Origin of the sequence: Haloarchaeobius amylolyticus (assembly GCF_042678045.1) — an archaeon.
In the GTDB taxonomy this organism is placed as follows: Archaea; Halobacteriota; Halobacteria; order Halobacteriales; family Natrialbaceae; genus Natrinema; species Natrinema amylolyticus_A.
Window position 1 is genome coordinate 477,729 of sequence record NZ_JBHUDI010000004.1, and the last position, 23,195, is coordinate 500,923.

Annotated in this window: 24 protein-coding genes, 1 tRNA gene and 1 pseudogene; 16 read left to right on the forward strand and 10 right to left on the reverse strand. The window is 64.4% G+C overall.

What is annotated here, in order from left to right; all coding sequences use genetic code 11:
• Positions 1-7 precede the first annotated feature (7 nt).
• Positions 8-670 carry a helix-turn-helix domain-containing protein gene (locus ACFR99_RS08620; RefSeq protein WP_390286344.1) on the reverse strand — a complete coding sequence of 221 codons (663 nt, stop codon included), beginning with the start codon at positions 668-670 and terminating at the stop codon, positions 8-10.
• Positions 671-809: 139 nt separating this feature from the next.
• Between ACFR99_RS08620 and ACFR99_RS08625 the strand changes: the two genes are divergently transcribed.
• Positions 810-1,175 (forward strand): DUF7344 domain-containing protein, encoded by a 366-nt coding sequence (locus ACFR99_RS08625; protein WP_390286346.1) that lies wholly within the window; start codon positions 810-812, stop codon positions 1,173-1,175.
• A gap of 8 nt (positions 1,176-1,183) precedes the next feature.
• On the opposite strand, the gene ACFR99_RS08630 is transcribed toward ACFR99_RS08625, so the two are convergent.
• Positions 1,184-1,867 carry a DUF7095 family protein gene (locus ACFR99_RS08630; RefSeq protein WP_390286348.1) on the reverse strand — a complete coding sequence of 228 codons (684 nt, stop codon included), beginning with the start codon at positions 1,865-1,867 and terminating at the stop codon, positions 1,184-1,186.
• Between the two features lie 173 nt (positions 1,868-2,040).
• On the opposite strand from ACFR99_RS08630, the gene ACFR99_RS08635 reads away from it, so the two are divergent.
• Both ACFR99_RS08635 and ncsA read left to right on the forward strand, forming a co-directional pair.
• A complete protein-coding gene (locus ACFR99_RS08635) occupies positions 2,041-2,760 on the forward strand; it encodes an alpha/beta fold hydrolase (protein ID WP_390286350.1) in 720 nt (239 codons plus the stop codon).
• Between the two features lie 86 nt (positions 2,761-2,846).
• On the forward strand, positions 2,847-3,806 hold the full coding sequence (gene ncsA / locus ACFR99_RS08640; protein ID WP_390286352.1) for a tRNA 2-thiolation protein NcsA: 960 nt from the start codon (positions 2,847-2,849) through the stop codon (positions 3,804-3,806).
• 379 nt (positions 3,807-4,185) lie between these two features.
• Here the strand turns inward: ncsA and ftsZ are convergent, their stop codons facing one another.
• The 3 genes from ftsZ to ACFR99_RS08655 form a co-directional block, all read right to left on the reverse strand.
• Positions 4,186-5,373, reverse strand: coding sequence for a cell division protein FtsZ (ftsZ, locus tag ACFR99_RS08645; RefSeq protein WP_390286354.1), 1,188 nt, complete (start codon positions 5,371-5,373; stop codon positions 4,186-4,188).
• Between the two features lie 2 nt (positions 5,374-5,375).
• The gene (locus tag ACFR99_RS08650; protein ID WP_390286356.1) at positions 5,376-5,555 is read right to left on the reverse strand and encodes a ribbon-helix-helix domain-containing protein; all 180 of its coding nucleotides are present in this window, start codon (positions 5,553-5,555) and stop codon (positions 5,376-5,378) included.
• A gap of 195 nt (positions 5,556-5,750) precedes the next feature.
• A complete protein-coding gene (locus ACFR99_RS08655) occupies positions 5,751-6,371 on the reverse strand; it encodes a double zinc ribbon domain-containing protein (RefSeq protein ID WP_390286358.1) in 621 nt (206 codons plus the stop codon).
• Positions 6,372-6,503: 132 nt separating this feature from the next.
• Here ACFR99_RS08655 and ACFR99_RS08660 point away from each other — a divergent pair.
• Positions 6,504-6,577: transfer RNA gene (locus ACFR99_RS08660), tRNA-Tyr, on the forward strand.
• A gap of 196 nt (positions 6,578-6,773) precedes the next feature.
• Positions 6,774-6,986: a heavy-metal-associated domain-containing protein gene (locus ACFR99_RS08665; protein ID WP_390286360.1), complete on the forward strand. Its 213-nt coding sequence runs from the start codon at positions 6,774-6,776 to the stop codon at positions 6,984-6,986.
• An 80-nt stretch (positions 6,987-7,066) separates the two neighbouring features.
• Here the strand turns inward: ACFR99_RS08665 and ACFR99_RS08670 are convergent, their stop codons facing one another.
• A complete protein-coding gene (locus ACFR99_RS08670) occupies positions 7,067-7,837 on the reverse strand; it encodes an aldo/keto reductase (protein WP_390286362.1) in 771 nt (256 codons plus the stop codon).
• 447 nt (positions 7,838-8,284) lie between these two features.
• On the opposite strand from ACFR99_RS08670, the gene ACFR99_RS08675 reads away from it, so the two are divergent.
• From ACFR99_RS08675 to ACFR99_RS08695, 5 genes are all read left to right on the forward strand, one after another.
• A complete protein-coding gene (locus tag ACFR99_RS08675; protein ID WP_390286364.1) occupies positions 8,285-9,043 on the forward strand; it encodes an ABC transporter ATP-binding protein in 759 nt (252 codons plus the stop codon).
• Complete coding sequence (locus ACFR99_RS08680; protein ID WP_390286366.1) at positions 9,033-10,313, forward strand: FtsX-like permease family protein; 1,281 nt, start codon at positions 9,033-9,035, stop codon at positions 10,311-10,313. The genes ACFR99_RS08675 and ACFR99_RS08680 overlap by 11 nt, the downstream gene beginning before the upstream one ends.
• The gene (locus ACFR99_RS08685; RefSeq protein ID WP_390286368.1) at positions 10,310-11,542 is read left to right on the forward strand and encodes an ABC transporter permease; all 1,233 of its coding nucleotides are present in this window, start codon (positions 10,310-10,312) and stop codon (positions 11,540-11,542) included. Before ACFR99_RS08680 ends, ACFR99_RS08685 begins: the two co-directional genes overlap by 4 nt.
• Before the next feature lie 95 nt (positions 11,543-11,637).
• Complete coding sequence (locus tag ACFR99_RS08690) at positions 11,638-12,306, forward strand: hypothetical protein (RefSeq protein ID WP_390286370.1); 669 nt, start codon at positions 11,638-11,640, stop codon at positions 12,304-12,306.
• A gap of 144 nt (positions 12,307-12,450) precedes the next feature.
• Entirely contained in the window at positions 12,451-15,291 is a 2,841-nt protein-coding gene (locus tag ACFR99_RS08695) for a DEAD/DEAH box helicase (protein ID WP_390286372.1), read from the forward strand.
• Positions 15,292-15,298: 7 nt separating this feature from the next.
• On the opposite strand, the gene ACFR99_RS08700 is transcribed toward ACFR99_RS08695, so the two are convergent.
• Positions 15,299-16,486, reverse strand: coding sequence for a polysaccharide deacetylase family protein (locus ACFR99_RS08700; RefSeq protein ID WP_390286374.1), 1,188 nt, complete (start codon positions 16,484-16,486; stop codon positions 15,299-15,301).
• 365 nt (positions 16,487-16,851) lie between these two features.
• On the opposite strand from ACFR99_RS08700, the gene ACFR99_RS08705 reads away from it, so the two are divergent.
• Positions 16,852-17,565, forward strand: coding sequence for a protein sorting system archaetidylserine decarboxylase (locus ACFR99_RS08705; RefSeq protein WP_390286376.1), 714 nt, complete (start codon positions 16,852-16,854; stop codon positions 17,563-17,565).
• Between the two features lie 180 nt (positions 17,566-17,745).
• The gene (locus tag ACFR99_RS08710; protein WP_390286403.1) at positions 17,746-18,027 is read left to right on the forward strand and encodes a DUF8028 family protein; all 282 of its coding nucleotides are present in this window, start codon (positions 17,746-17,748) and stop codon (positions 18,025-18,027) included.
• 82 nt (positions 18,028-18,109) lie between these two features.
• Here the strand turns inward: ACFR99_RS08710 and ACFR99_RS08715 are convergent, their stop codons facing one another.
• From ACFR99_RS08715 to ACFR99_RS08725, 3 genes and pseudogenes are all read right to left on the reverse strand, one after another.
• Entirely contained in the window at positions 18,110-19,018 is a 909-nt protein-coding gene (locus ACFR99_RS08715) for a DMT family transporter (protein ID WP_390286378.1), read from the reverse strand.
• A gap of 231 nt (positions 19,019-19,249) precedes the next feature.
• A complete protein-coding gene (locus ACFR99_RS08720; protein ID WP_390286380.1) occupies positions 19,250-19,615 on the reverse strand; it encodes a DUF7344 domain-containing protein in 366 nt (121 codons plus the stop codon).
• A 177-nt stretch (positions 19,616-19,792) separates the two neighbouring features.
• A pseudogene (locus ACFR99_RS08725) lies at positions 19,793-20,419 on the reverse strand (oligopeptide/dipeptide ABC transporter ATP-binding protein); the annotation flags it as partial.
• Between the two features lie 72 nt (positions 20,420-20,491).
• On the opposite strand from ACFR99_RS08725, the gene ACFR99_RS08730 reads away from it, so the two are divergent.
• From ACFR99_RS08730 to ACFR99_RS08745, 4 genes are all read left to right on the forward strand, one after another.
• Positions 20,492-20,683, forward strand: a complete 192-nt coding sequence (locus ACFR99_RS08730) for a hypothetical protein (protein ID WP_390286382.1) — start codon at positions 20,492-20,494, stop codon at positions 20,681-20,683.
• Positions 20,684-20,879: 196 nt separating this feature from the next.
• Positions 20,880-21,524 carry a ribonuclease H family protein gene (locus ACFR99_RS08735; RefSeq protein WP_390286384.1) on the forward strand — a complete coding sequence of 215 codons (645 nt, stop codon included), beginning with the start codon at positions 20,880-20,882 and terminating at the stop codon, positions 21,522-21,524.
• A gap of 77 nt (positions 21,525-21,601) precedes the next feature.
• Positions 21,602-22,072: a DUF2240 family protein gene (locus ACFR99_RS08740; RefSeq protein ID WP_390286385.1), complete on the forward strand. Its 471-nt coding sequence runs from the start codon at positions 21,602-21,604 to the stop codon at positions 22,070-22,072.
• 116 nt (positions 22,073-22,188) lie between these two features.
• Entirely contained in the window at positions 22,189-22,581 is a 393-nt protein-coding gene (locus ACFR99_RS08745; RefSeq protein WP_390286387.1) for a hypothetical protein, read from the forward strand.
• Positions 22,582-23,195: the final 614 nt, after the last annotated feature.

Below are 23,195 nucleotides of genomic sequence, written 5' to 3' on the forward strand. Positions count from 1 at the left end.
CGCTCGCTTACGTCGGGGTGTCGTCCGGATACACCGTGTTCTCGATGAGGGTTTTGGCACCGCGGCGGAACCGCTCCGACGCCGCGTTCGACGAAATGCCGAACTGCCCCCCAAGCTCGGCAAGCGAACACGAGCGCGGAATGTCGAGATACCCATCGTCGACGGCGGCGACGAGCACTTCGTGCTGTCGGTTCGTCAGTCCGAATCGAGACTGTGCGCTGTGTTTTGGCTTCCAGTCTTCGTACAGCTGCTTGAGTTCGATATCGAAGCCGTGGCCGCGGAAGAAATCGTGATACTGCTCGAGCGACTCCTCGTCCGGAAGCGCAGCGCGGATGTCCCACCCGTCGGTGGTCGCGATCGCCTTCTGGAGGAGTGCCCCCGTCTCGACGACTGTTGGGTAGACGCTGGCTTGACGTCCCTCGGCGGTCAACTCGAGCTGGTAGAGCCGTTGGTCGTCGAATTCGATAACCTGAACCGGCGGCTTGAGGGTTGGGTCCGCTTCGATGCCGGTCTCGAACGCACCGAACGCGGGACCGTCCACCCAGACGAGCATTCGATGTGTCATATCTCCGACGAGGTCCGACCGTTCCCACGTAATCTCGATGTCGGGTGCGTGTGATAACGCCTCTCGTAGAATAGGATAGTCGATCCGGAACGTCGTGAGTAGCATACTAATGGTTGGTACCGATATGAACCCGCTCCCTTTGCGCGTTTTGATCTACACCTAATCAATAATCATTATGAACTATATAAATAGCGTGAATACTTACGCCACATCATTATCCGACAGACTAGTGCATTATCGAACAATGCCTAACCGGAACGCGGAGGGGAATCAGGGATCTACTCCGATCGACGCGTGGTTCGACGTTTTGAACGACCCGCGTCGCCGATTCCTCTGTCGGTATATGCTTCGAACGGAAGCGGACATCGTGACACATGAGGATCTCATCGACTTCATCATCGAGTGCGATTCGAACCTAGCTGACGAGGTATCCGATCGGCAGAGCGTCGCGATGGAACTTCGCCACGTTCATCTGCCGAAACTCGACAGCACCGAAGCCGTTGACTACGAGCCACGAAAAGAGCAGGTTTCCATCGATTCTTCGACACTTCTGGCGAACCTCGAGAACGTTCAATCGACAGTCGAAGACATACAGCAGGCCGACAGGTAACGGCCGCCTCAGACGACGTCCCCGCGGACGGTCACGCCGTCCTGCCGGTCACGCCAGGCGTGCAGTTCCCGGGCAGCGTCCGTGGCCTCGTCGGCATCCAGTCCGAGCATCTCGAGTGCGCGCGACAGCGTCGGCAGCGCCAACTCGCTGTTGCGGAGCTTCCGGAACGCCTTGTTGCTTCTGGTGCCGTCGGCCCAGAGACAGACCCCACGGGGATCGAGCAACTGCGTGTAGTCCTCGCGGAGTTGTGCCCCACGGAGCCGCTGGGTGACGTTGTCCTCGAACGGCGCGTTACAGACCTCGAGGTGGATCGGTTCGTCCTCCTCGAGGAGGTGCGCGGCGAGACACTTCTCGGGTGCAGCGTGGCCGTTGGCGTTGGCCCGGAGATAGTGGGGGTGCTCGCGAGCCCAGTCGGCCCGGACGGTCTTGCCGACGCCCTGGATACCGTGGGAGTCGCGAAACTGGCTGTCGGGATCTGTGTCGTCGTCACTCGTGGCTGTCGGATCGCTGTCGTCGCGCAACAGAATGTCCTTCGTGATGTAGACATCCAGCCGCTCGACGGGATCGAGTCCCAGCGCCACGTCGCCGACGGCCCACACCTCGCGAACGGGTACCGGAAGTCGCTCGTCTTCGACGGTGTCGACCAGTCGCTCGAGGCGGTCGACCGCCGCGTCCCGGGCGAAGCCACTCATTGTCGGTTGTGGGCGCTCGAGTCGCAAAACGGTTTTCCAGTCGCTGCCTCGAGCCGAGGAGCGCGCCCGTCGGTGCCACACGTTGAGGACGTGTTCGGCCCCTGGCGTCGCCTCGCTGGCAGCTATCGTGTCACGCATGCAGATTTTTACCACCGCCCGGTGTACGGAACCGTATGCGACACCGGATCTTCAACGACGACGGCGACGAAGAACTCGTCTTCGTCATGGGCTGGGGCAACCGCTGGACCCACGAGAACGTCAGCTGGCTCCTCGGGCAGCTGACCGACGCCGGGTATCGCGTCCACGCGTTCGAACTCCCCACGAACATCGACGACTTCAAAGCCGACTGGCTCGAGCCGGTCGCTGAGTACGTCCGCGACCTCGAAGGATATCAGTTACTCGGCCACAGCGCGGGTGGACTCATCGCGCAGGCCCTCGATGGCGCGGACAACCACGTCTACCTGAGCCCGTGGTGGGGCTACGGCGATTCGTTCCCGGAGCCGGTGCTCGAGGCAGTCTCGCTGGTTCCGACCACGTTCCCATGTCTGCCCGTCGGCGGGATGGACCGCGAGGCGCTGGGCGAGCGGGCGACCGACCACCAGCTCGCGACGCTGCCCTCGTGGGTCTCGCCGGCGTTCGTCCGGGAAACCCGTCGCGCACAGCAGGATTTGCTGACGATCGACCACGATGCCGTCGTCTTCTGTTCGCTTCGCGATCCCGTCATCAGCCTCCGGCCCATCGGCGAGCGCGTCCCTGCCGATCACGTCGTCCTCTACGACGGCGGCCACGAACTGTTCTCCGCTGCCGCCCGCGATCGGTACGTCGATCTCTTACTCGACGCCCTCGAGACCGGGGCCGACGCCGTCGAGGAGCGACCGACGGTTCCCGCCTGACGGTCGGCGGTCGTCTCGACCCACGGCAGTCGGCTGGGGTCTGGGAGACGAAACGGACATACGCGTCCGACGGCAACGCTTTCGCGATGGACTGCAACCGGTGCGACGAGGAGGCGATCATGCACGCCGCCTACTCCGGGGCACACCTCTGTTCGGATCACTTCCGCGAGTCAGTCGAAAAGCGGGTTCGCCGCCGGGTGCGCCGGGACGATCTCGTCCCACACGACGCGACACCCGAGAACCCACAGACGTGGGTGATTGGCCTCTCCGGTGGCAAAGACAGCGTCGTCCTCACACAGATCCTCCACGACACCTTTGCTGAGGATCCCCGCATCGAACTCGTCGGGCTGACGATCCACGAGGGGATCGAGGGCTACCGCGACAAGAGCCTCGAGGCCTGCGTGGATCTCACCGACGACCTTGGCATCCGCCACGAAGTCGTCAGCTACGAGGAGGAGTTCGGCGTCCGGATGGACGACGTCGTCGAGGACGACCCCGAAAACATGGCTGCCTGTGCCTACTGTGGCGTCTTTCGCCGCGATCTCCTCTCGAAATACGCCGACGAACTCGAGGCTGACCTCCTGTTGACGGGACACAATCTGGACGACGAGGCTCAGTCGGCACTGATGAACTTCCTCGAGGGCGACGTCGAGCAGATGGCGAAACACTTCGACGCCAGCCTCGGCCCGCTCTCCGAACGGGACGAACAGGACGAGTTCGTCCCGCGTGCGAAACCGCTGCGCGACGTTCCCGAAAAGGAAGTCGCGCTCTACGCCCACGTCAACGACCTTCCCGCCCACATCACGGAATGCCCTCACTCGAGCGAGGCCTACCGCGGCGAGATCCAGCAGTTGCTCTACGGGCTCGAGGAGAACCACCCCGGCACGCGCCACTCGATTCTCTCGGGGTACGAAGAACTGGCCGGCATCCTCTCCGACGAGTTCAGCGGCGACGACGGGGCCGACCTCCAGGAGTGTGTCGAGTGTGGCTCGACGACCACCCGCGAGGTCTGTCGGAAGTGCTCGCTGCTCGAGTCGCTCGTTTGAACGCCAACACTGGGGCGTGACGCGCTATCGGGCGCACTGCCTTCGTTCTCGAGTATTCTACAGCCGATCTGACCGAGTTACGCCTGTATACGTCCGTAAACATGGCTCTCGGCCGGTATCGAAGATGAGTTCATCATCGGCACGATTGTCGGTGGATCGATACAGATGATGCTGATATGGTGGGTCTCGGTATCAGGTCGCGCAAAAAGCGGATCCGACCGGTGAACGGAGTCGTCGGAGATCCGATGGTGTGTCAAGTGCCGCGTGCGGCGGTGGTGTGTCAAGTGCCGCGTGCGGCGGTGGTGTGTCAAGTGCCGCGTGCGGCGGTGGTGTGTCAAGTGCCGCGTGCGGCGGTGGTGTGTCAAGTGCCGCGTGCGGGTTACCGGATCACGTCGACGCCGTTCTGTCGCTCGAGTTCGTTGCGGCCGCCGTCGCTGTGTGCGCCGCGTCGGGAGCCGCCGTCCTCGATGTGATTGCTCGCGTCGAAGTCCGTATCGCTCACGCCTTCGATGCTCGCACGGGACTTGTCGGCCTGCTTCTGGGTCGTCGGGCCGAGCACCTGTGCGCTCTGGACGCCAGTCATGATCGCCATGACGCGTACCTTGCCCTTGTAGTTCTCCTGAATCCGGGCGCCCCAGATGACGTTCGCACTTGCCTCGAGGCGTTCGGTGATGTTGTCGGCGATGCCCTCGGCCTCTTTGAGCGTGAGGTCGGGGCCGCCAGTGATGTGGACGAGTCCGCCCGACGCGCCGCGGTAGTCGACGTCCAGCAGCGGGTGGTTCATTGCGTCCTTGACGACCTCGTCGGTCTTGTTCTTGTCCTGGGTCTCGCCGACCAGCATGACGGCGACGCCACCCTGGTTCATGATCGTGGACATGTCGGCGTAGTCCAGGTTGATCAGCGAGGGCTGGGTGATCGTCTCCGAGATGCCTTTGACGGTCTCGGCGATGATCTGGTCCATCACCGAGAACGCCTTGCCGATCGGCAGGTTCGGGACGTAATCGAGCAGCCGGTTGTTGTCGAGGACGATAATCGAGTCGGCCTGCTCGCGCAGTTTCTCTAAGCCTTCTTCGGCTTTGACCGTCCGTGCACGCTCGACGTTAAACGGCGTCGAGACCATGCCGACGACGATCGCACCCTGTTCTTTGGCGATCTTCGAGACGACGGGCGCGGCACCCGTCCCGGTGCCACCGCCCATTCCGGCCGTCACGAACACGAGGTCCGCGTCGCCGAGGACCTCTTTGACCGTGCTCTGGGCCATCTCGGTCGCACGCTCGCCCATCGACGGGTCGCCGCCAGCGCCGAGCCCGTTCGTGAGCGACTTGCCGACGAGGATCTTCGTGTCGGCCTCGATCATCTTGAGGTGCTGTTTGTCCGTGTTGATCGCAACGGTGTCGGCGCCGTCGACGCCGATGTTGTACAGTCGGTTGATTGTATTGTTGCCGGCACCGCCACAACCGACGATAACGATTCGGGGGTCCCCGAACTCGTCATCGTCCATCGAGGCGTCCATCTCCCGAGCCTCTTCTTCCGCGTTCTCTAAGGCGTCTTGGACGATATCCTGCATTGTTACACCTTCGCCCAGTTGCGTTTGCCGGACTGCTCGGTGTGGCCGTCCGCCTGTTCGTTGATCATCTCACGGACGGCCGACCGGATCGCCTCGCTCCGGTTCGGGAACTCGCCCGAGTCGACTAATTGCTCTACTTCCTCGATCTGCTGCTTTGGGATTCGCAGTGTCACACGCTCCATGGTTGTATTCCCCGTTGGGTAAGACGGTGGCGCGCCCCTGTCAGACGCGGCGTGTCTTACGTCCAAACCGCCCGAAGTCGGGCGATTTTCCGTCTTGTCGACGGCTGTAAGACAATCCGTCTTACGCGAATAAGTCGATGTTTGTCTTGGACAATAAAGTTTTCGCCGAGCGTGATTTTCAGTGTCTTACACCGATCAGTATTGTGTACTGTCCGACTCGAGAACGTCCGCCGCGGGCGTCCGACGACCGCAGCCGGGACAGAACGACCAGTCGGATCGAATCTCGTCGCCACACTCACAGAACAATCGTCGCGACGCCTTTTCGCCGCAATTGGGGCAGTATACGTGGTCGCCGTCGAGACGGTCACCACACTGGTTGCACTGTACACCGTCGTCACGTGGCTGGGATGCTGTCCGTTCGTGTGACTGATCTGATCGCTGGTCGTCACCCGCTGTCTCACGCGTCCGATCGACGTCGATCGCTCCCAGTTCGTCCGACGCGTCTGTCGTTCCCTCGAGCGAGATCGAGATGTTGACGTCTTGTGGATACGTTGATTCGCGCGCTCGCGTGCTCGCGTCGTCGAGCCCTAACTCCCGTAACCGCGTGTCGAGTCGTTCGTCGACTCGATCGCGGACGAGATCGTCGATCGCACCCGCGCGCTCCCGTTCCGCATTGGAGCGTGCGTCGCTACCCCGAGTCACCTCGTCCTCGAGATACGCGCGCAGTGCCTCCCGCATGGCTTCGCTCTTGGAGGCCTCGAGGTCCTCGAGTTGCGCGACGAGGTCGTCGTCGGCACGGAACGTGATCTTGCTCATCGGCCAATTACGCTGGTGTTATCACGCCATCTATATCAATCATGGTGCCACTCACGGTATCTGACACGTTCTCACCGTCTCGAATAATAACCCTTATGTGCACTACGGCGGCTACGTTTGACTGCGAAGTGCCCGCCCTTAGCTCAGACTGGTAGAGCAGTCGACTGTAGATCGACTTGTCCCCCGTTCAAATCGGGGAGGGCGGACTTCCTTTCTCGTCGATTCCGAGCAGACACCGAGTAGTCGATCGTCTTACGGGTTCCCGACGCTCGAGTCGTCCTAAATGCTGAGTGGAACGTGCCTCATGTCGCAGCTCCGCGCCGTCTGCCGAATCTAATAGGATCGTTTATCGTACGTGGTATGATAGCTTTATATCGGCGCTTGGCGTGTGTTCCTGCGCTCATGGCAACAGCAAAAGCCCACCAGATACAGGTCTCTGACATGATGTGCAACGGCTGCGAAGACACGATACAGCACGAGCTGCGCCATGCCGACGGTGTCAAGCGCGTCAGCGCAAACCACATCGAGGGAACGGTCGAAATCGAGGGCGACGACCATCTCGATCTCGAGAAACTGGCCGACACAATCAACGACCTCGGGTTCACCGCTACATAATCGGCTCGAGGTCGCTCCCGTCTTTTTGATCGATGATGGAAGCACCGGAACTCAACGACAAATGACTAGCTGAGAGTGACTCAGAGCGCGAAGATACGATCCATCTCCGCGTCGGTCAGCTCGAAATCGAAGATGTCGATGTTTTCGCGGAGGTGCTCGCGGGACGAGGCTTTCGGAATCGTCGACACGTTCTCCTGCTGGAGCAGCCAGCGGAGCGCGACCTGTGCTGCCGTCTTGTCGTAGGTTGCGCCGATCTGGGCCAGCGTCTCGTCGGTAGCGATTTCCCCCTCGGCCAGCGGACTGTACGCAGTCAGCATGATATCGTTGTCGCGGCAGTACTCGAGCAGGACCGACCGATCGCGGTAGGGATGGTACCGCACCTGGTTCGTCAGGATCGGCGTCTCGGAGGCGGCCATCGCGTCCCGCAATTGCGCGATCGAGAAGTTGCTCACGCCGATGTGCCGAACCGATCCCTCGTCCTGCAGCTGGTTCATGACCGCGATCGTCTCGTCGATGGGAACGTCCGGGTTCGGCGCGTGGATCAACAGCAGGTCCACGTAGGCTGTCCCGAGATGGTCGAGCGATCGCTGGAACGACTCGAGCGCGTCGTCACGTCGCAGGTTCTCCCGCAGGAGTTTCGTCGTCACGAAGACATCGTCGCGATCGACCCTCGAGTCAGCAATCGCCGCCCCGATCGCATCCTCGTTGTCGTACATCTGGGCGGTGTCGACGTGTCGATAGCCGAGCTCGAGTGCGGTCCGCACGGCCTCGGTACACTGCGTCCCCGTCATCGGCCAGGTACCGAGCCCGAGTGACGGAATGTCGACGCCGCGGAGCGAAACGTGTTCCATACGACAGTTCGTACGACACCGGCACAAAAAGCTGTATTTGGCAGCGACTGGAACGACGGTCGGAGTCGTGGGCCGTCTGGTGCTGGCTGGTGGAGACGGCCAGGTTGCGGTAGCTACGGGATCGCGCTCGACACCTGACTCCGAACAACGGCTCGAGCATGTTCGAGTGTGTTTCCGGTTCGTGAATCGATCATCTTCTGTGACCTACTGTGTCACTAACCTGTACGTGCCCGTTTCAGCCACTGGCCAGCGGACAAGCCGTCCCTACACGCTCGCCTGTCGCTCGAGTCCCGCGACCGCTACACGACCGGGTCGACAGTTGCTGAACGCCGCCTGTTGTGTCCAGTTGTCCGCATGCAACCGCGAGTAACAGCCGTCTTGTGTGAGTAAACCGGGTCGAAACAATGAGTCGGTGCGTCTTCTCCCCCTCGTGAGACTCCCGTGAGGATGTTCAACCGATCAGCGCAGGATTCGGGATCGTCTACGGCCGAGGCGGACGATCGCGAATCGACGACGGCCGTTCGCCTCGAGGGTGTCACCCACCAGTACGGATCGAGTGGTGGCCGCCTCCGGTCGGGCGATGAGCGGACGGTGACCGCCCTCCGGAACGTCTCGTTCGATGTGCCGATGGGGTCGATCGTCGGGCTCGAGGGGCCAAGCGGGAGCGGAAAGTCGACGATATTACACGCAGTCGCAGGGCTGCTAGTGCCGACCGACGGCAACGTGATCGTCCGCGAGACCGACCTCACGGCGCTGTCCGATGCGGAGCGAACCCGGATGCGGCGGCGTCATATCGGGATCGTTTTCCAGCGGTTTCACCTCCTGCCGTCGCTATCCGCCCGCGCGAACGTCGCGTTGCCGCTCGTGCAGGCCGGCATCTCACGCTCCGATCGGCGAGCGCGTGCGACGGCGCTGCTCGAGGCGGTCGGGCTGGCCGATCGCACTTCGCACTTGCCCGGCGAGCTCAGCGGTGGCGAGCGCCAGCGGGTCGCGATCGCCCGGGCGCTATCGACGGATCCGGACGTGATCGTTGCCGACGAGCCGACGGGCGAACTCGATACGGCGACCGGGAAAGACGTCCTCGAACTGTTGACCGATATCGGCCGCGATCGTGCAGTGGTGGTCGCCTCCCACGACGCGACGACACTGTCGGTCGCGGATCACGTCATCACGCTCCGTGACGGACGGGTGAACGATGTCCGATAAACGTGACGACCTGCTCGCGGGCGTCGAGACACGGCGACGCAGGCGCTGGACCGGACTCGTCGGGTTGACGCTCTCGCGGTGGTGGCAGCGGGCGACGGGGACGACGGCAGGCCGGATCGTCTCGACCGTCGCTGCCGTCGCGCTGACGATCGCGTTCCTGCTCGTCGTGACGGGGATCGCGCTGGCGCTGGCCGACGGCGGTGTGACGGCTACCGACGATGCGACCGTCCGTATTACACCGGAAGAACAGGGGACGTTATCGTCTGTCGACGGGGTCGAGGGGCCGCGTCTCGGGGCAGCCAACGAACGAGCCAGTGAGATCCGTGCCCACGAGGGCGTCACACACGCGTCGCCGGTACTGATCGAGACAGGCAGGCTCGAGGGGGCTGACGGTGACCCACAGACCGTCCGGCTCGTCGGTGTCGTTCCCGACGACGAGTCGCGAACCGTCGCGGGGCTGCCGACGAATCAGCTTGAGGCGGGCGATACACATTACGCGAACGGCTCGTACGAGGGTCCGCGGGCGGGTGGAATCGTGCTCTCTCGGACTGCCGCAGACCGCCTCGGCGCGTCCGCTGGCGACGAGTTGGCGGTCTCGCAGGGGCCAATAGAGTCGACCGAACCGTCGGTAACGGTGACGGTAACGGCGGTCACGGAGACCGAGGGCGGCGGGTCAGGCGTGCCGGTGGCACTCGTCCACGCGAGCGAACTCCAGTCGCTGTCAGGGGCCGCCGATGGGGAACTCGCTGATCGGGTGGTGATCTGGGGCGAGTCCGACGCCGCACAGTCGGCCGCCGCCGACACCTACCCCGGCGCGTCGGTCGCAGTCGCCGGGACGACCGACCCCACCGCGCTGTTCGAGGACGGGCTGGCGTTTGCGACCAGCGTGATCGCGCTGGTGGTCGGCGTGACGATCTGTGCGTCGTTCGTCGCGACGACGATGGGGATGACCGTCGACGAGGATCGACGAATGCTCGCCGTCCTCGAGTCGGTCGGCATTGCCACTCGTGGCCGACTCGCCGTGATCGCGATCTCGACGGGGATCACCACGCTCGTCGGGTCGGTCGTGGGCGTCGGCCTCGGTGCGGCGGCGATCGCCGGCGTCAACGCGGTCGCGGGCGCGACCGTCGCGCCGGGGGCGGTCGCGCAGTTCCATCCGCTGTTCGTGCCATACGGGATCGCCGTCGCCTTGCTCTCGGGCCTCGTCGCCGTCCCCTACCCGCTTGCCGTGGCCGCACGGACGTCCGTGCTGGCGGAGGTGGGCCGATGAGCGTGAGCCGCGCAGTCGTTCGGACGCGAGCCGTCATCGGGCTCGCACTCGCACAGCTCCGGCGCTCGCCCGGCCGGACCGCCCTGACCGTGCTCGCGGTCACGTTGGCGGTGCTCTCGGTGACAGTGCTCGCGAGCCTCGGCGTCGGTGTCGTCGAGAAGGGCGAGCAAGGACTGGACAACGCCAATCGGGACATCTGGATCTCGCGATCCCCCGTCGAACCAGGTGCCAGCGGCACGGAGAACCCGATCGTCGGCGCACACGGCATGGCGGCCGAGCTCACCGCGCGGGACGACGTCGCGTCGGCCTCTCCGATCGCGATGTACGACGTCTACGTCGGCTCGAGTCCGTCCGAACTCGAGCGCCGGCCCGCGGTCGGCGTCCAGGAGACCCACGACGAGTTCGACTTCCAGGCGGGACGCGGATTCGACGTCGACGAAGACGCCGCCGCTGGTCCCCCGCCTGACGATCCGCAGCGCCGTGAGATCGTGCTCGATCCGCAGGTCGCGGACGAACTCGGCGTTGGGGTCGGCGATACGATTTACATCGGAACCAGCCGGCACACGGCCGAGCACAACGAGTTCACGGTCGTCGGCCTCTCCGACTACTACTCGCAGTATCTGGGCTCGCCGACGGTGACGGTCCCGCTCGGCGACCTGCAAGCCGTCGCCGGGACGTCGGGGACCGACCGGGCGACGTTCGTCACTGCCGACGTGGCCGACGACGCCGACCGCGACGCCGTCGCAGCTGACCTGAGTGAAGAGTATCCCGAGTACGACGTCCGGACCAGCGACAACCAGATCCAATCGATGCTCGGGGAACGTACGGCCGTACTCGCAAGCGGCGCTACGCTGGTCGGACTGGCCGTCCTCGGCGGCATCGTCCTGACGGCCAACCTGTTCGCGCTGGTGGCCCACCAGCAACGCGAACAACTCGCGGCGCTGCGGGCGATCGGCCTCTCGCGTGGCCTGCTCGCCGGCACGATCGGCATGCAGGGACTCGTCATCGGTCTGCTCGGTGGCTTCCTCGCCGTCGCGGTGACGCCGCTTGCCGTGATCGGCCTGAACCGGTTCTCGGCGTCGGTGCTCGGCTTCGAGCGACTCCTGCAGACGCCGCCTGCGGTCTACGCCGGTGGGTTCGCGCTCGCGCTCGTCGCCGGGACCATCGTCGCGCTCGTCGCCGGCTGGCGGGCCGGCCGCTACGCCCGGATCGAGCACCTCGAGGCCTGATCGCATCCCGACCGCTCGAGTCGGACGCGGACCAGCGACTTCTGCCGGCGTATCCACGCCCAACCCACTTGCGGCCTGGGTCCGTACAGGTCGCGATGCGAGTTCGAACACCCGATCGCGAGCGACCGAGGACGGCGGCCGAAGCGGGACCGACGACGGCGTCGCGCCTGGGAGGGCTCGCCCGTCACCTCCTCACCGCAATCGGCCTGCTCACCGTTACCTACGTTGTGTTACGAGTGCTGGGGCCGCGCGACGACGTGCCGATCCAGTCCGTCGACGAAGTACAGGAAGAGATGGAGGACGTCCTCCCTGACGAGATCCGGAGCCGCGCCACCGACGCCGTTCCCGGTGATCGGTCGATCGACACGATCCGGAACCGAGTCGGTGCCACCGTCCCCGACGACATCACGGAGACGACGATCGACGGTCCCCGGAGCGAGGCCTCCGAGTTCGACCCCGGTGTCGAGCCGTCGTCCGAGACGGACGAGGGCGGTGGCGACGACGTGACGGGACTCGACGAGAGCAGCGAAGCCGGAACCGACGAACCCGAGAGAGATGAGACCAGCGGCGACATGCTCGACGAGACGGCGACGAACGCCGACTACGCCGACGACCGCTCGGACGAGGAAATCGCCGAGCGCACCGAATCCGACGTACAGGACGAACCGGCTGAACCGGGTGAGATGGCAGTCGGAGAGGATGTCGCGGAGGATCTCGTCGATGACGATCTCGATAGCGGGGATGACGAGAAATCCGAGGAGTGAGTCCACCCCGCCGGGGAAACACATCGACTGTCGGGCATCGGTTCTCAGCGGAACGATTCCCGTGAGTGCCGGCGTCGGCTCGAGTCGCCCTCGAGTTCACCGGAAGCGTGGTACTTATCCGCCGTTCGTTCCTACCGTATTTCGATGACTGACGGGGACGTCGCGGCCTTTACCCACCTCGGAGCGACGGTTCGCGGGGCGCTCTCCGAACGCGGCTTCTCACAGCCGACGGCACCACAGCGGCTGGCAATCCCACCGCTGTCGGCCGGCGAGAACACGCTCGTGATCGCACCCACCGGTAGCGGGAAGACCGAGACGGCGATGTTGCCCGTCTTCGATCATCTGGTTGCTGACGAGGGGCCTCCCGAGGGCTTCGGCGCACTCTACATTACGCCGCTGCGGGCGCTCAACCGCGACATGCGCGAGCGCCTCGAGTGGTGGGGCGACTATCTCGATCTCGCGGTTGACGTCCGCCACGGCGACACGACCCAGTATCAGCGGAGCAAACAGGCCGAGAACCCGCCGGACGTGCTGATCACGACCCCTGAGACCGTCCAGGCGATGCTCACTGGCGAGCGGTTACGCGAGGCGCTGGCGGATGTCTCCCACGTCGTGATCGACGAGGTTCACGAACTCGCGGCCTCGAAGCGGGGGGCACAGCTCTCGGTGGGTCTCGAGCGGCTCCGGGACCTGGCGGGGCCGTTCCAGCGGATCGGCCTCTCGGCGACCGTCGGCGACCCCGGCGAAGTCGGCCAGTTCCTCACGGGCGGGCGGTCCTGCGAGATTCGCGAGATCGACGTGGGGAGTAATGTCGATGTAACGGTCCGTCAGCCAGAGATTACCGAAGCGGACGAGCGGTTAGCAGGGGAACTCATGACCGAGCCAGATACGGCCAGCCACGTCCGGCTGATCCGCGACCTTGTCGCGGCCCACGAGTCGACGCTGATCTTCGTCAACACGCGCCAGACTGCGGAGGCGCTCGGCTCGCGGTTCAAGGAACTCGAGTTGCCGATCGGCGTCCACCACGGCTCGCTCTCGAAGGAGGCACGGATCGACGTCGAGGACCGGTTCAAGGCCGGCGACCTCGACGGCTTGCTGTGTACGTCCTCGATGGAACTGGGCATCGACGTGGGACAGGTCGACCACGTGATCCAGTACAAGAGTCCGCGACAGGTCACGCGGCTGCTCCAGCGGGTCGGCCGCGCCGGGCACCGCCAGGACGAGGTCTCGAGCGGGACGATCGTCACCACGCGACCGGACGACACGTTCGAGGCACTGGCGATCGCTCGCCGGGCCCGCGACGGCGAGGTCGAGCCGGCGGCGATCCACGAGGGCAGCCTGGACGTCGTGGCGAACCAGTTGCCGGCGATCGTGCAGAGTCGCGGCGATACGGATGTCGACGAAGCCGTCGAAACTGTCACGCGCGCGTACCCGTTTCGAAACGTGCCCGGGGAGACGATTCGCGAGATCGTCTCCGAACTGGACCGCAACCGTATCCTCTGGTTCGACGAGGGGGAAGACCGTATCGAGACCACCGGCGGTACCTGGCAGTACGTCTACGCCAATCTCTCGATGATCCCCGACGAGGAGACCTACGAGGTCCACGACATCGCCTCGGGCGGCCAGATCGGGACCCTAGACGAGCGGTTCGTCGTCAACTTCGCCCAGCTGGGCGAGGTGTTCATCCAGCGCGGCGAGATGTGGCGGATCGCCGAGATCGACGACGACGAGGCCCGGGTCAAGGTCAGCCCGATCGAGGACCCCGCCGGCGAGGTGCCCTCGTGGATCGGTCAGGAGATCCCCGTTCCCGCCGCGGTCGCAGGTGAGGTCGGCGAAATCCGAGCCGTCGCCGAGCCACAGCTTCAGTCGGGTGCCGATGCTGCCGCGGTCGGTCGCGAACTCGCCGGCCGGTACCCGAGCGACGAGTACACGCTGACCGAGGCCTGCACGCAACTCGAGCGCCAGGTCGACGCCGACGCACCGATGCCGACGGCCGACCGACTCGTCCTCGAGCGCCGGGGGCGGACGATCGTCCTGAATGCACCGTTCGGCCACATGGCAAACGAGACGCTCGGCCGCGTCCTTTCGGCGCTATTGGGTCAGCGGGCCGGTTCCTCGGTCGGCCTCGAGACCGATCCCTACCGGATCGAACTCGAGGTACCGACATCGATCGCGACCAGCGACGTACTCGAGGTGCTCTCCGAGACCGACCCCGATCACGTCGAGGCGATCGTCGAACTCGGGCTCAAACGCTCGGACGCCCTCGCCTTCCGACTCGCACAGGTCTCGGCGAAGTTCGGCGCACTCAAGCGCTGGCAGAACACGGGCTCGGGTCGCATCTCTAACGATCGGTTGCTGGCAGCGCTCGAGGACACGCCGATGTACGAGGAGGCGATCCGGGAGGTGTTCCACGAGGATCTGGACGTCGACCGTGCGAGTGCGGTGCTCGAGAAGATTCAGTCGGGCGAGCTCGCAGTGGTGACCAACCGTGGGCGTACGCCGGTCGGACAGGGTGGCAGGTCGTCGGGCGGTAAGGAACTGCTCGCGCCAGAAAACGCCGACGCGAGCGTCATCGAGACGGTCAAAGAGCGGATTCGGGACGATCGGGTCATCCTGCTGTGTACGCACTGCACGGAGTGGAAGGTGAAGACGAAAGTCAAGCGAGTCGCCGACCAGCCCGAGTGTCCCGACTGTGGCTCGACCCGGATCGCGTCGCTGAACCCATGGGCTGATGAGGTCGTCCAGGCAGTCCGGGCCCAGGAGAAAGACGAGGAGCAGGATCGGATGACCGAGCGCGCGTTCCGGGCCGCGAGTCTCGTCCAGAGCCACGGCAAGCAGGCCGTCATCGCGATGGCCGCCCGCGGCGTCGGCCCGCACAACGCCGCTCAGATCATCAACAAGCTCCGCGAGGACGAGGCCGAGTTCTACCGGGACATCCTCTCGAAAGAACGCGAGTACGCCCGGACGCAATCGTTCTGGGATTGACCGCTCATTAGCTGACGAACGAGTCTTCCATGTCCGTGGGCGTGATCACCTCGAGCTCACCAGCGGATTCCAGTTCGTTGAGGTAGCTGACCGTCTCCCGGAGCATCGACTGGGACTCGCCGTCGAGTTGGCCGAAGGCGAGCGACGTGATGCCGCCGAGCTCTGCAGTGAGGTCGAGCGCCGACCGCGCCGCCTGGGCGCTGAGGCCGGTGACCCGCGAGCAGAGGTGTGGGTTCACCGGGACGCCCTGCGAGGGATAGAGACCGGCGAATGCGAGGCTGTGGTGTTCCGAGACGGCCTCGAGGACCTCCCCGTCGTACTCGCCGACCGGATAGGAGAAGTAGCGTGCGCCCTCCTCGTAGCCGTTGTCCTCGAGCCACGCCTTCGCGTCGCCGACCTCCGTTGCCGGGTCGCGGTCTGTCGTGGCGAGATCGAGCCCATGCATCGAGTGGCTCCCGATCGTCCAGCCGGCGTCGGATAGCTCCGCGAGCTGGTCGGTGAGGAGGTGCTCGCCCGTCGCGCTTTCGTCCTCGCGAACCCGCCCTGGCGTGATAAATGTCGTTGCAGGATAGTCGTACTCGTCGAGGACCGGGAACGCATGCGTGTAGGCGGACTCGTGGCCGCCGTCGAACTGGAGCACGACCTTCCCGACGTCCGGTGCGGGGGCAAACCGGAGGTCGTCGACCCAGACCGCCCCCTTGTCGTCGTCGGACGTCCAGCGGATGATCTGAACCTCGGTGATCGCGCTCAGATCGGGCTCGCCGTCGACGGTCCCAACGCCGAAATTGTTGTGGACGAGCGGCGTGTCCTTGTGCATTTGCTGTCTGAAGACCATCCGGTTCTCGTCCTCGTCGAGCAACTGGACGACCATGTCGGCCTCGTGTTCCGTCGCCATCGCCATGCTCGGCCGCACGCCGGAGAAATCCTGTGGTTCGTCCAGCTCGCGGACGATCCGGAACTGGTTGTCGGACCCCGACTCGAGTCGTGCGGACTGCGAGCCGTCGTAGACACGCTCCTCGTCGGCCGAGAGCGAGCCGAGCCGCGCGTCCCACGCGTCTAAATCTTCGAAGTCGTCGAACAGTTCGGCCGTCGGCTGGTCGCCATCAGAACCGGGGTCGTCGTCCGATTCTTCGGACGTCGAGCAGCCGGCGAGAGCGGCTACGAGGGCGGCGCTGAGATACGTTCGTCGTTTCATTGCTGGCGACCGCTTGCGCCACGGTGCGATATATTGTTATTCTCGGTTGTCAACAGTTCCTTATACGTCATAACGTCGGGAAAACCCGGCTCACATAGCATGCCTGTGGTGAACGCATCGATTCTCGTGATCGACTACTGCCGTCCGACATAGCCTTCCAATACACGAGTCACAGGGCCGCCGTATCGATCGTCGACGCCAGACGGACTCCGAGCGACCTGCATACGTTTTGTAACCCACGCCGTACGAGACCAGTAGGCCAGTATTGTCGTGACCCGTGAACGGCGGTGTGATCGATCGAGAGCCACACCGACGCAGGTTGTCGATCCGTAACGGCCATACGGGTCGCTCTCGTTTGCCCTGCTATGAAATTCGCGCCGGGGGCCTGGAAGTACGCCATCGTGCCCTTGCTCGCTGCGCCGTTCGCGCTCCTCTATAGCGCTACGGTCGGGCTCGTCGCGCTCGCGCTCGGTGCGGGAACCCTCGCGTTCTTTCGCGACCCGGAGCGCACGCCACCGGCCACCGGTGTCGTCTCGCCAGCCGACGGGACGGTCTCCGTCCTCCGCGAGGAAGGCGATCGGGTCCGGCTCGGCGTCTTCATGAACGTCTGGCACGTCCACGTCGTTCGCGCACCCTTCGCGGGCCACGTCTCTGACGTCGAACACGTCCCCGGTGCGAACCGGCCTGCGTTCTCGAAGGAGTCCGACAGAAACGAACGTGTCCACGTCCGTCTCGCGTCCGACTCCCCGAATCTGCCGTCGGCATCTGCCGAGGCGGCGACGAGTGTCGACGCCTCGAGCGCGATGGCCGACGGGCCGGACCACGATGCCGCAGTCACGCTGATCGCCGGCGCGTTCGCCCGCCGCATCCATCCCTACGCCGACCCCGGCGACGATCTCGCGCGCGGCGACCGCATCGGCCACATCGCCTTCGGCAGCCGCGTCGATCTCCTCTTTCCGCCGTCGGTCGACCGTGAGGACGTCGCCGTCGACGTCGGAGATTCGATGACCGCCGGAGAAACCGTCGTGCTCGAGCCGTCATCCCGACCGACAGCCGATTGGTCCGGCCGTGAACCGTGAGCCCGAGCGAACGCAACTATCACTTCTGTGCCGGGGATCCGGCTCGCCACCAGCCGACTGTTTCGATCGATAAACGCCTCGTTCAGTGCAGCAGATTCCGTTGAATCCGTCGTAACCGATCGAAACTGTCGCATCGCTATTTTGGATAGCGGACGAATGGAACGGCGTCCACTGATCCCGATGGCCAGTCCACCGTCCGTCTCCGACCAACGGTCTGCAGACGCTGGCTCGAGTTCGACGACCGAGGGGAGCGACGACACCCACGGCGTCCTCGAGCGAGTCGCACCGGGGCTCGTCACCTCGATCCGCGCGGTGGGGTTCTGGACGGCTATCGCCATGCCGTTTCTGTACCTGCCTCTGCTCGCGACCGGATTGTCGTCCTCGTTCGATGCCGTCCTGTTCGTCTGTCTGGTCGTCGGGAACCTCCTCGCGTTGTACGTCGGCCATCCCCACTACCAATAGGCGCTCCGCATCGATTTCGAGCAGGGTTGTCGTTCGCCGATCGAGCAGATGCTAGACGCTCCGGCGGATTCGCGAACCCTACTTACTGCTCCCAGGAGAGTTCCCGGCGGATCGCCCGCCGCTTGACGAGGACGAAGCCGACCGCGATGAGTCCGAACCCGGCCAGCGTCACGACATCGACGGCCTCGTCGAGATAGAGCCAGCCGACGATCGCGGTCACGATCGGGGCCACGTACGAAACCATGTTGATCTCGACGGCACCCAGTCGATCGAGCAGGTCGAAGTAGATGAGAAAGCCGACCGCGCTCGCGCCGAACGCGAGGACGGCGAGCGCGCCGACCGCTTCCGGGTGGGACCACGTGGCCGGCTCGAGCGGTTCATCGAGCGCGAGGCTCACGAGATGGAGGACGACCGCGCCGCCGAGCATCGACCAGGCCTCCATCGTCTCGATCGGGAGCGTGGCATCGAGCCGGCGGGTGAGGACGCTGCCGAGCGCGAACGCCGCTGCCGCACAGAAGACGAGCGCCTTCGACACGGCGTCGGCTGCGAGCAGATTCGACGGGTCCGGCTGGACGATCACCGCGACGCCGGCGAGTCCGACGAGGACGCCGACCACGCCGACCGGTGAGAGGGCGTCAGCGGGGACGAGCAGCCGAGCGAAGCCGGTACTCAAAACCGGTGAGAGGCTCACCAGCACGGCTGCGGTCGCCGCCGGCGTGCGCTGCTGGCCGACGAAGAGAAACGCGTGATAGGCCGCAATCAATAGCACGGCACCGACGGCGACCTGTCCCCACTCGACTGGCTCTCGAGGCCGCCACCGCTCGACGACGACAGCTGCATACCCAAGCATCAGGATTCCGGCGATATCGTACCGAAACGCCGCGAACAGGATCGGCGGAAAATACGAGAGTCCCACACTGATCGCGACGAACGCGCCACCCCACAGCGTCGCGAGCGCCACGAACAACCCGAGATTTCGATACCGGATCACAGCGGCTCTCTCGGGTGTGAGCTGCCCTTTAGGTTTCGATTCTGCCCTATCCGGATGTCGACTCGGGAGTGAAACTGCTCCGTCAGCGGACAGCGCCACGACGGTCAGCACGACTGCAGTTCGTCAGTGGTCGACCGCGTCTCGCCATCTCATACGGTCTGCTATCACTGGATACCGACACACCCGCGACCCGCCCTGGGGTGCGCCGAAACCCACTGAGAGGAGTCCGTCTCAGAGCGGCGGCCGTTCGCGGATCTCGGGATCGTCTTCGGTCGTCCGGAACTGCTCGAGCAGGGGCTTGATGTCGTCGAACCCCTCCGCCAGGACGATGTCACCGCTTCGGAGGTCGTACTCGATGATGTCGTAATCAGCGAGCCGTGGCAGGTGGTTGTGGACGAGCGAGACGTAGACGCGCTGTCTGGTCTCCTTGTCGAGCGCGTGGGCGCTGACGTCGAGTTCCCAGGCCGCGATCCGGCTGACGAGGTCCTCGAGGTTCGCGGTCCGATTGTCCGCGAGCTCGTAGAGTAGCAGCCGTCGTTCGGACTCGGCGAGCAGGGAACAGGCCGCCTCCATCCGACTGGCGTTCGTCGGGCTCATACACCTCCCAAGCACCCAGTGGTATTACACCTGCTGCCAACACAGATTGGGTTTCGACGCACTCGATTCGACCCCGTTCTCGAGGCGGCCTCCGTCGGATCCAGACGCGGCAGGATTCGGCCGATTTCGTCGACCGTCAACGCTCTCGATACTTTCTCGATCGGTGATACTTGGGAGTCAGGGCCGCGACTCTGAGTCGATCCGCTCGCTCGTCTCGCCGTAGAGGTGACAGGCCCCCGGATGGTCCCCATCGCCGAGTCCCGGGTGCTCGCGTTCGCAGACGCTCTCGTAGACCCTCGACAGCCGGTCGGCTGCCGCCTCCCAGTCTCCGGTTGCCAGGTCGGCGAGTGCGTCCTCGACGATCGCGTCGTGTTGCGGCGGGAGGTCGATAGCGAGCAATCGGTCTTTCAACGCCGCGACGAACGCGTCGGCGTCCCCCTCCGAAACCCCGCTGTCGTCGGCCGCGAATCGATCACCCTCACCGATCGACCGGGAGATGTCCCGCTGCTCGATCCGCTCGCGGAGCGTCATGAGTTCGCGATACGTCTCCCGGTCGATATCGAGGTCCGGCGGCGGGATCACCAGCGGACAGCGAGTCCGGAACCGACAGCCGCTGGGCGGGTTCCGCGGCGAGGGGACGTCGCCGGCGAGGATCTCCCGGTCGCGATCCCGTTCGCCGGTCGCGGCCCGTGGGACGCTCTCGAGCAGCGCCCGCGTGTAGGGGTGTTTCGGTTCGTCGAACAGCGCCTTGACGGGACCGATCTCGACGCTTTCACCGAGGTACATGACGGCGACGCGATCGCAGCAGCGAGTCGTTCTCCCAGAAGTACCTCTGCAGGTCGTCGACGCGGACGAGCGGCTTGGGAGTGCTCACTGGTGTTCACCACCGGTTGTCTCGGCTGGGGGATGGGTCCGCTCTTCGGGCGCTTCTTCCTCAGGTTCCTCGGGGCCGGCGTGCTTGTCTCCTGCCGGACGTTCTGCCTCCTCGAGATAGCTCTCGGGCAGTGCGTTCGTCTCGTCGTACTCGGTTTCGGCGAGGACACAGCGTGCCCGGTGCTCGTCGCTTAAATAAGGTCCGCTGAAATACCGGTATTCGTGTCTTTACCCGGCTCGAGAGAGTCTGCTCGTGCGATTTCTCAGTACGAGGTACTACTGACAGTACGGCGCGCTCGGTCGGAGAGGACCGGACCTCTAACTATGAGAACCAATGTCATATGTTATCAGGGACAGAATAGTTAAGTCGATGAGTGACTTACTCGGGAATATGGCCGCTCACGGCCGGTCCGCACTGCGGGACCTGTTCGACGAGTCGCCCACGCCCCACATCGCCCATCCCCCGCGGACCCACCATCGTGATTTCTACGTCGCTACCGACGGGTCCTTCCGGGAGTCGGGCGGTGGGCTGGGCGCCGTTATCGAAACGCGCGATGGCACCCGTGTTGCACGCGTCGCAGCCACGGACGCGCCGCCGGACAACAACGTCGCCGAGTATCGGGCGCTGCATCTCGGGCTCGACGTGCTCGCCGCACGAGCGCCACAGAACGCCGCCGTCGGCGTCCTCATCGATCACGACGCGCTCGCCAGCAACGTCAACAACGCCATCCTTGCGACCCAACACCCCGACGGCAAATCGCCTCGCCCGATCTCCGTCCCAGCCGCGACCCGGTATCACTGGCGGGGCATTCAGGCCCGTCTCTGCGGGTTCGACGAGGTCCGAGCCGCTCGTATCGACAGCGATCAAAACCCCGCACACCCGCTCGCGAACGCGCCGGAGCAGTACCGACACGTCAACCGGAAACCCGACCGGTGTGTCCTCCCCGAGACGCCGGAGCCGACTGCCCCCACCGAATTCCCGCCACCGTCTCGAGCCGACCGCAACGGTACCGGCGGCGGTCGTGCCTCGGACTGATCACCCGACAACAGCCGTGTCCGGCGACGAGGGCCGAACCGTCATCGTTTTCTCACCGCTCGAGCAACTCCTCCCCGATGAGTCTCCGCGTCGCGGTCGCCGCCCCGTTCATTCAACACGGCACGCGCCGCCTCAAGGAAAACGAGTTCGTCGTCGCCCTCTCGCTCGACCGGGACTGGTTCTCACCCGACCAATCGAAGCGACTGATCGACGTCGCGACGAAAGAGGGCCTGCTCGAGCGAACCGACGACGGACTCGACGTGACGTTCGATCCTGCCGAGGTGACCGTGCCCGAGGAGTTCACGCCCGACGAGGATCTCCTCCGGGAGCGGTCGGCGTTCGAACGCGTCCTCGACTCGCTGGTCGCGGAAGGGATGGAAAAACACGAGGCCGTCGGCGCGATCAACACCCTCCAGGGAGAACTCGGAGTCACGATCGAAGCCGCTGCGGTCGTCTACGCCCGCCGCGAGGGGTTCGAGGTCGACGACCTCGTTCCGATCGCCCGCGCGGCCGTCCGCGACACTGAAGCCAATTCTCAGAACGAGTGAACTGCGTTCCACACTGATCGCACTCGCGGCACCGACGGCGAGAGGCATCGCACCACGGTCGGCCCGCATGGGTCCGTGTCCGACAGTATATAATCCCGACAGCCTGAGCCCCGTGTATGGTCGAGGATCGGATCACCGACGGCCGACGGATCGCCGAACTGCTCTCGAGCGAACTCGACGGCCGCGAGGACGGCGGCCTCGCAGCCGTTGCCGTGACGAACGCCGACCGCGACGTCGAGCCAACGGCTGACGGCGCGCGCGCCTACGACATCACTCGAAGCGACGAGCGCCTCGCGCGCGTGTTCGTCCACGACGATCGGGCACACCTCGAGTTCGAAATAGAGCAAGATACCGCAGCCGAGACTGCGTCGGACATCGACCTTCGGGTGCGACCGAAAGCAACGACGCCACCGCGAACGCTCGTCTTCGTCGAGAGCGGTGCGGACGTCAAGCGAGCGACGGACGTCGTACAGGCCGTGAGCGGTCAGCTCGAGAGCACCGACGCGTAGTTACGCTCCACGCTTGCATCGTTAGACGCGGCTCATCCGCGCATACTTGATTCTCCAGTCGATGTTCCCTCGAGGGAGAAGCCGGTCAACACGTGTCCTGTACGGAATCTATTGCGAATAACGCTCGTGACGTGGGTCGTCCTCTCCGGTTGTATTGGATCACGACTGGCGATTCGATACAGACAGGTGTTATCGGGTCTGTGATCGTCCTTTCTCTCGACTCGAGGGTTCGAAAACATTGCATTTCAGAGTATAATCGACCTCGAGCTGATCAAACTCTTGTTACAGTACGCGTGGCACTCACTCTCTCTGAAGTTAAAGTTCGTAGGCCTTAAATAGTGGTCAGCGATTGTGATTATATACGAAGAAAGAGGCGGCGTGCGAAGTGCACTCCGTCAGTCCGGACGGTTCGGGTCCGAAGGGGTTATGTACCCCTGGTGGCCTACGAATACGTCCGAAGGAAATGAGGATTCCACCCCTGCGGTCCGCCGTACAGATGGGATCTGATGTTAGCCTTGGTAGTTCGGTGACGCCCGATCGGTCGCTCGATCTGCGTCAGCGAACGTGTGGACCCATGTGTGAGTGTATTTACATTCACCGCCAACTCCCCCAGC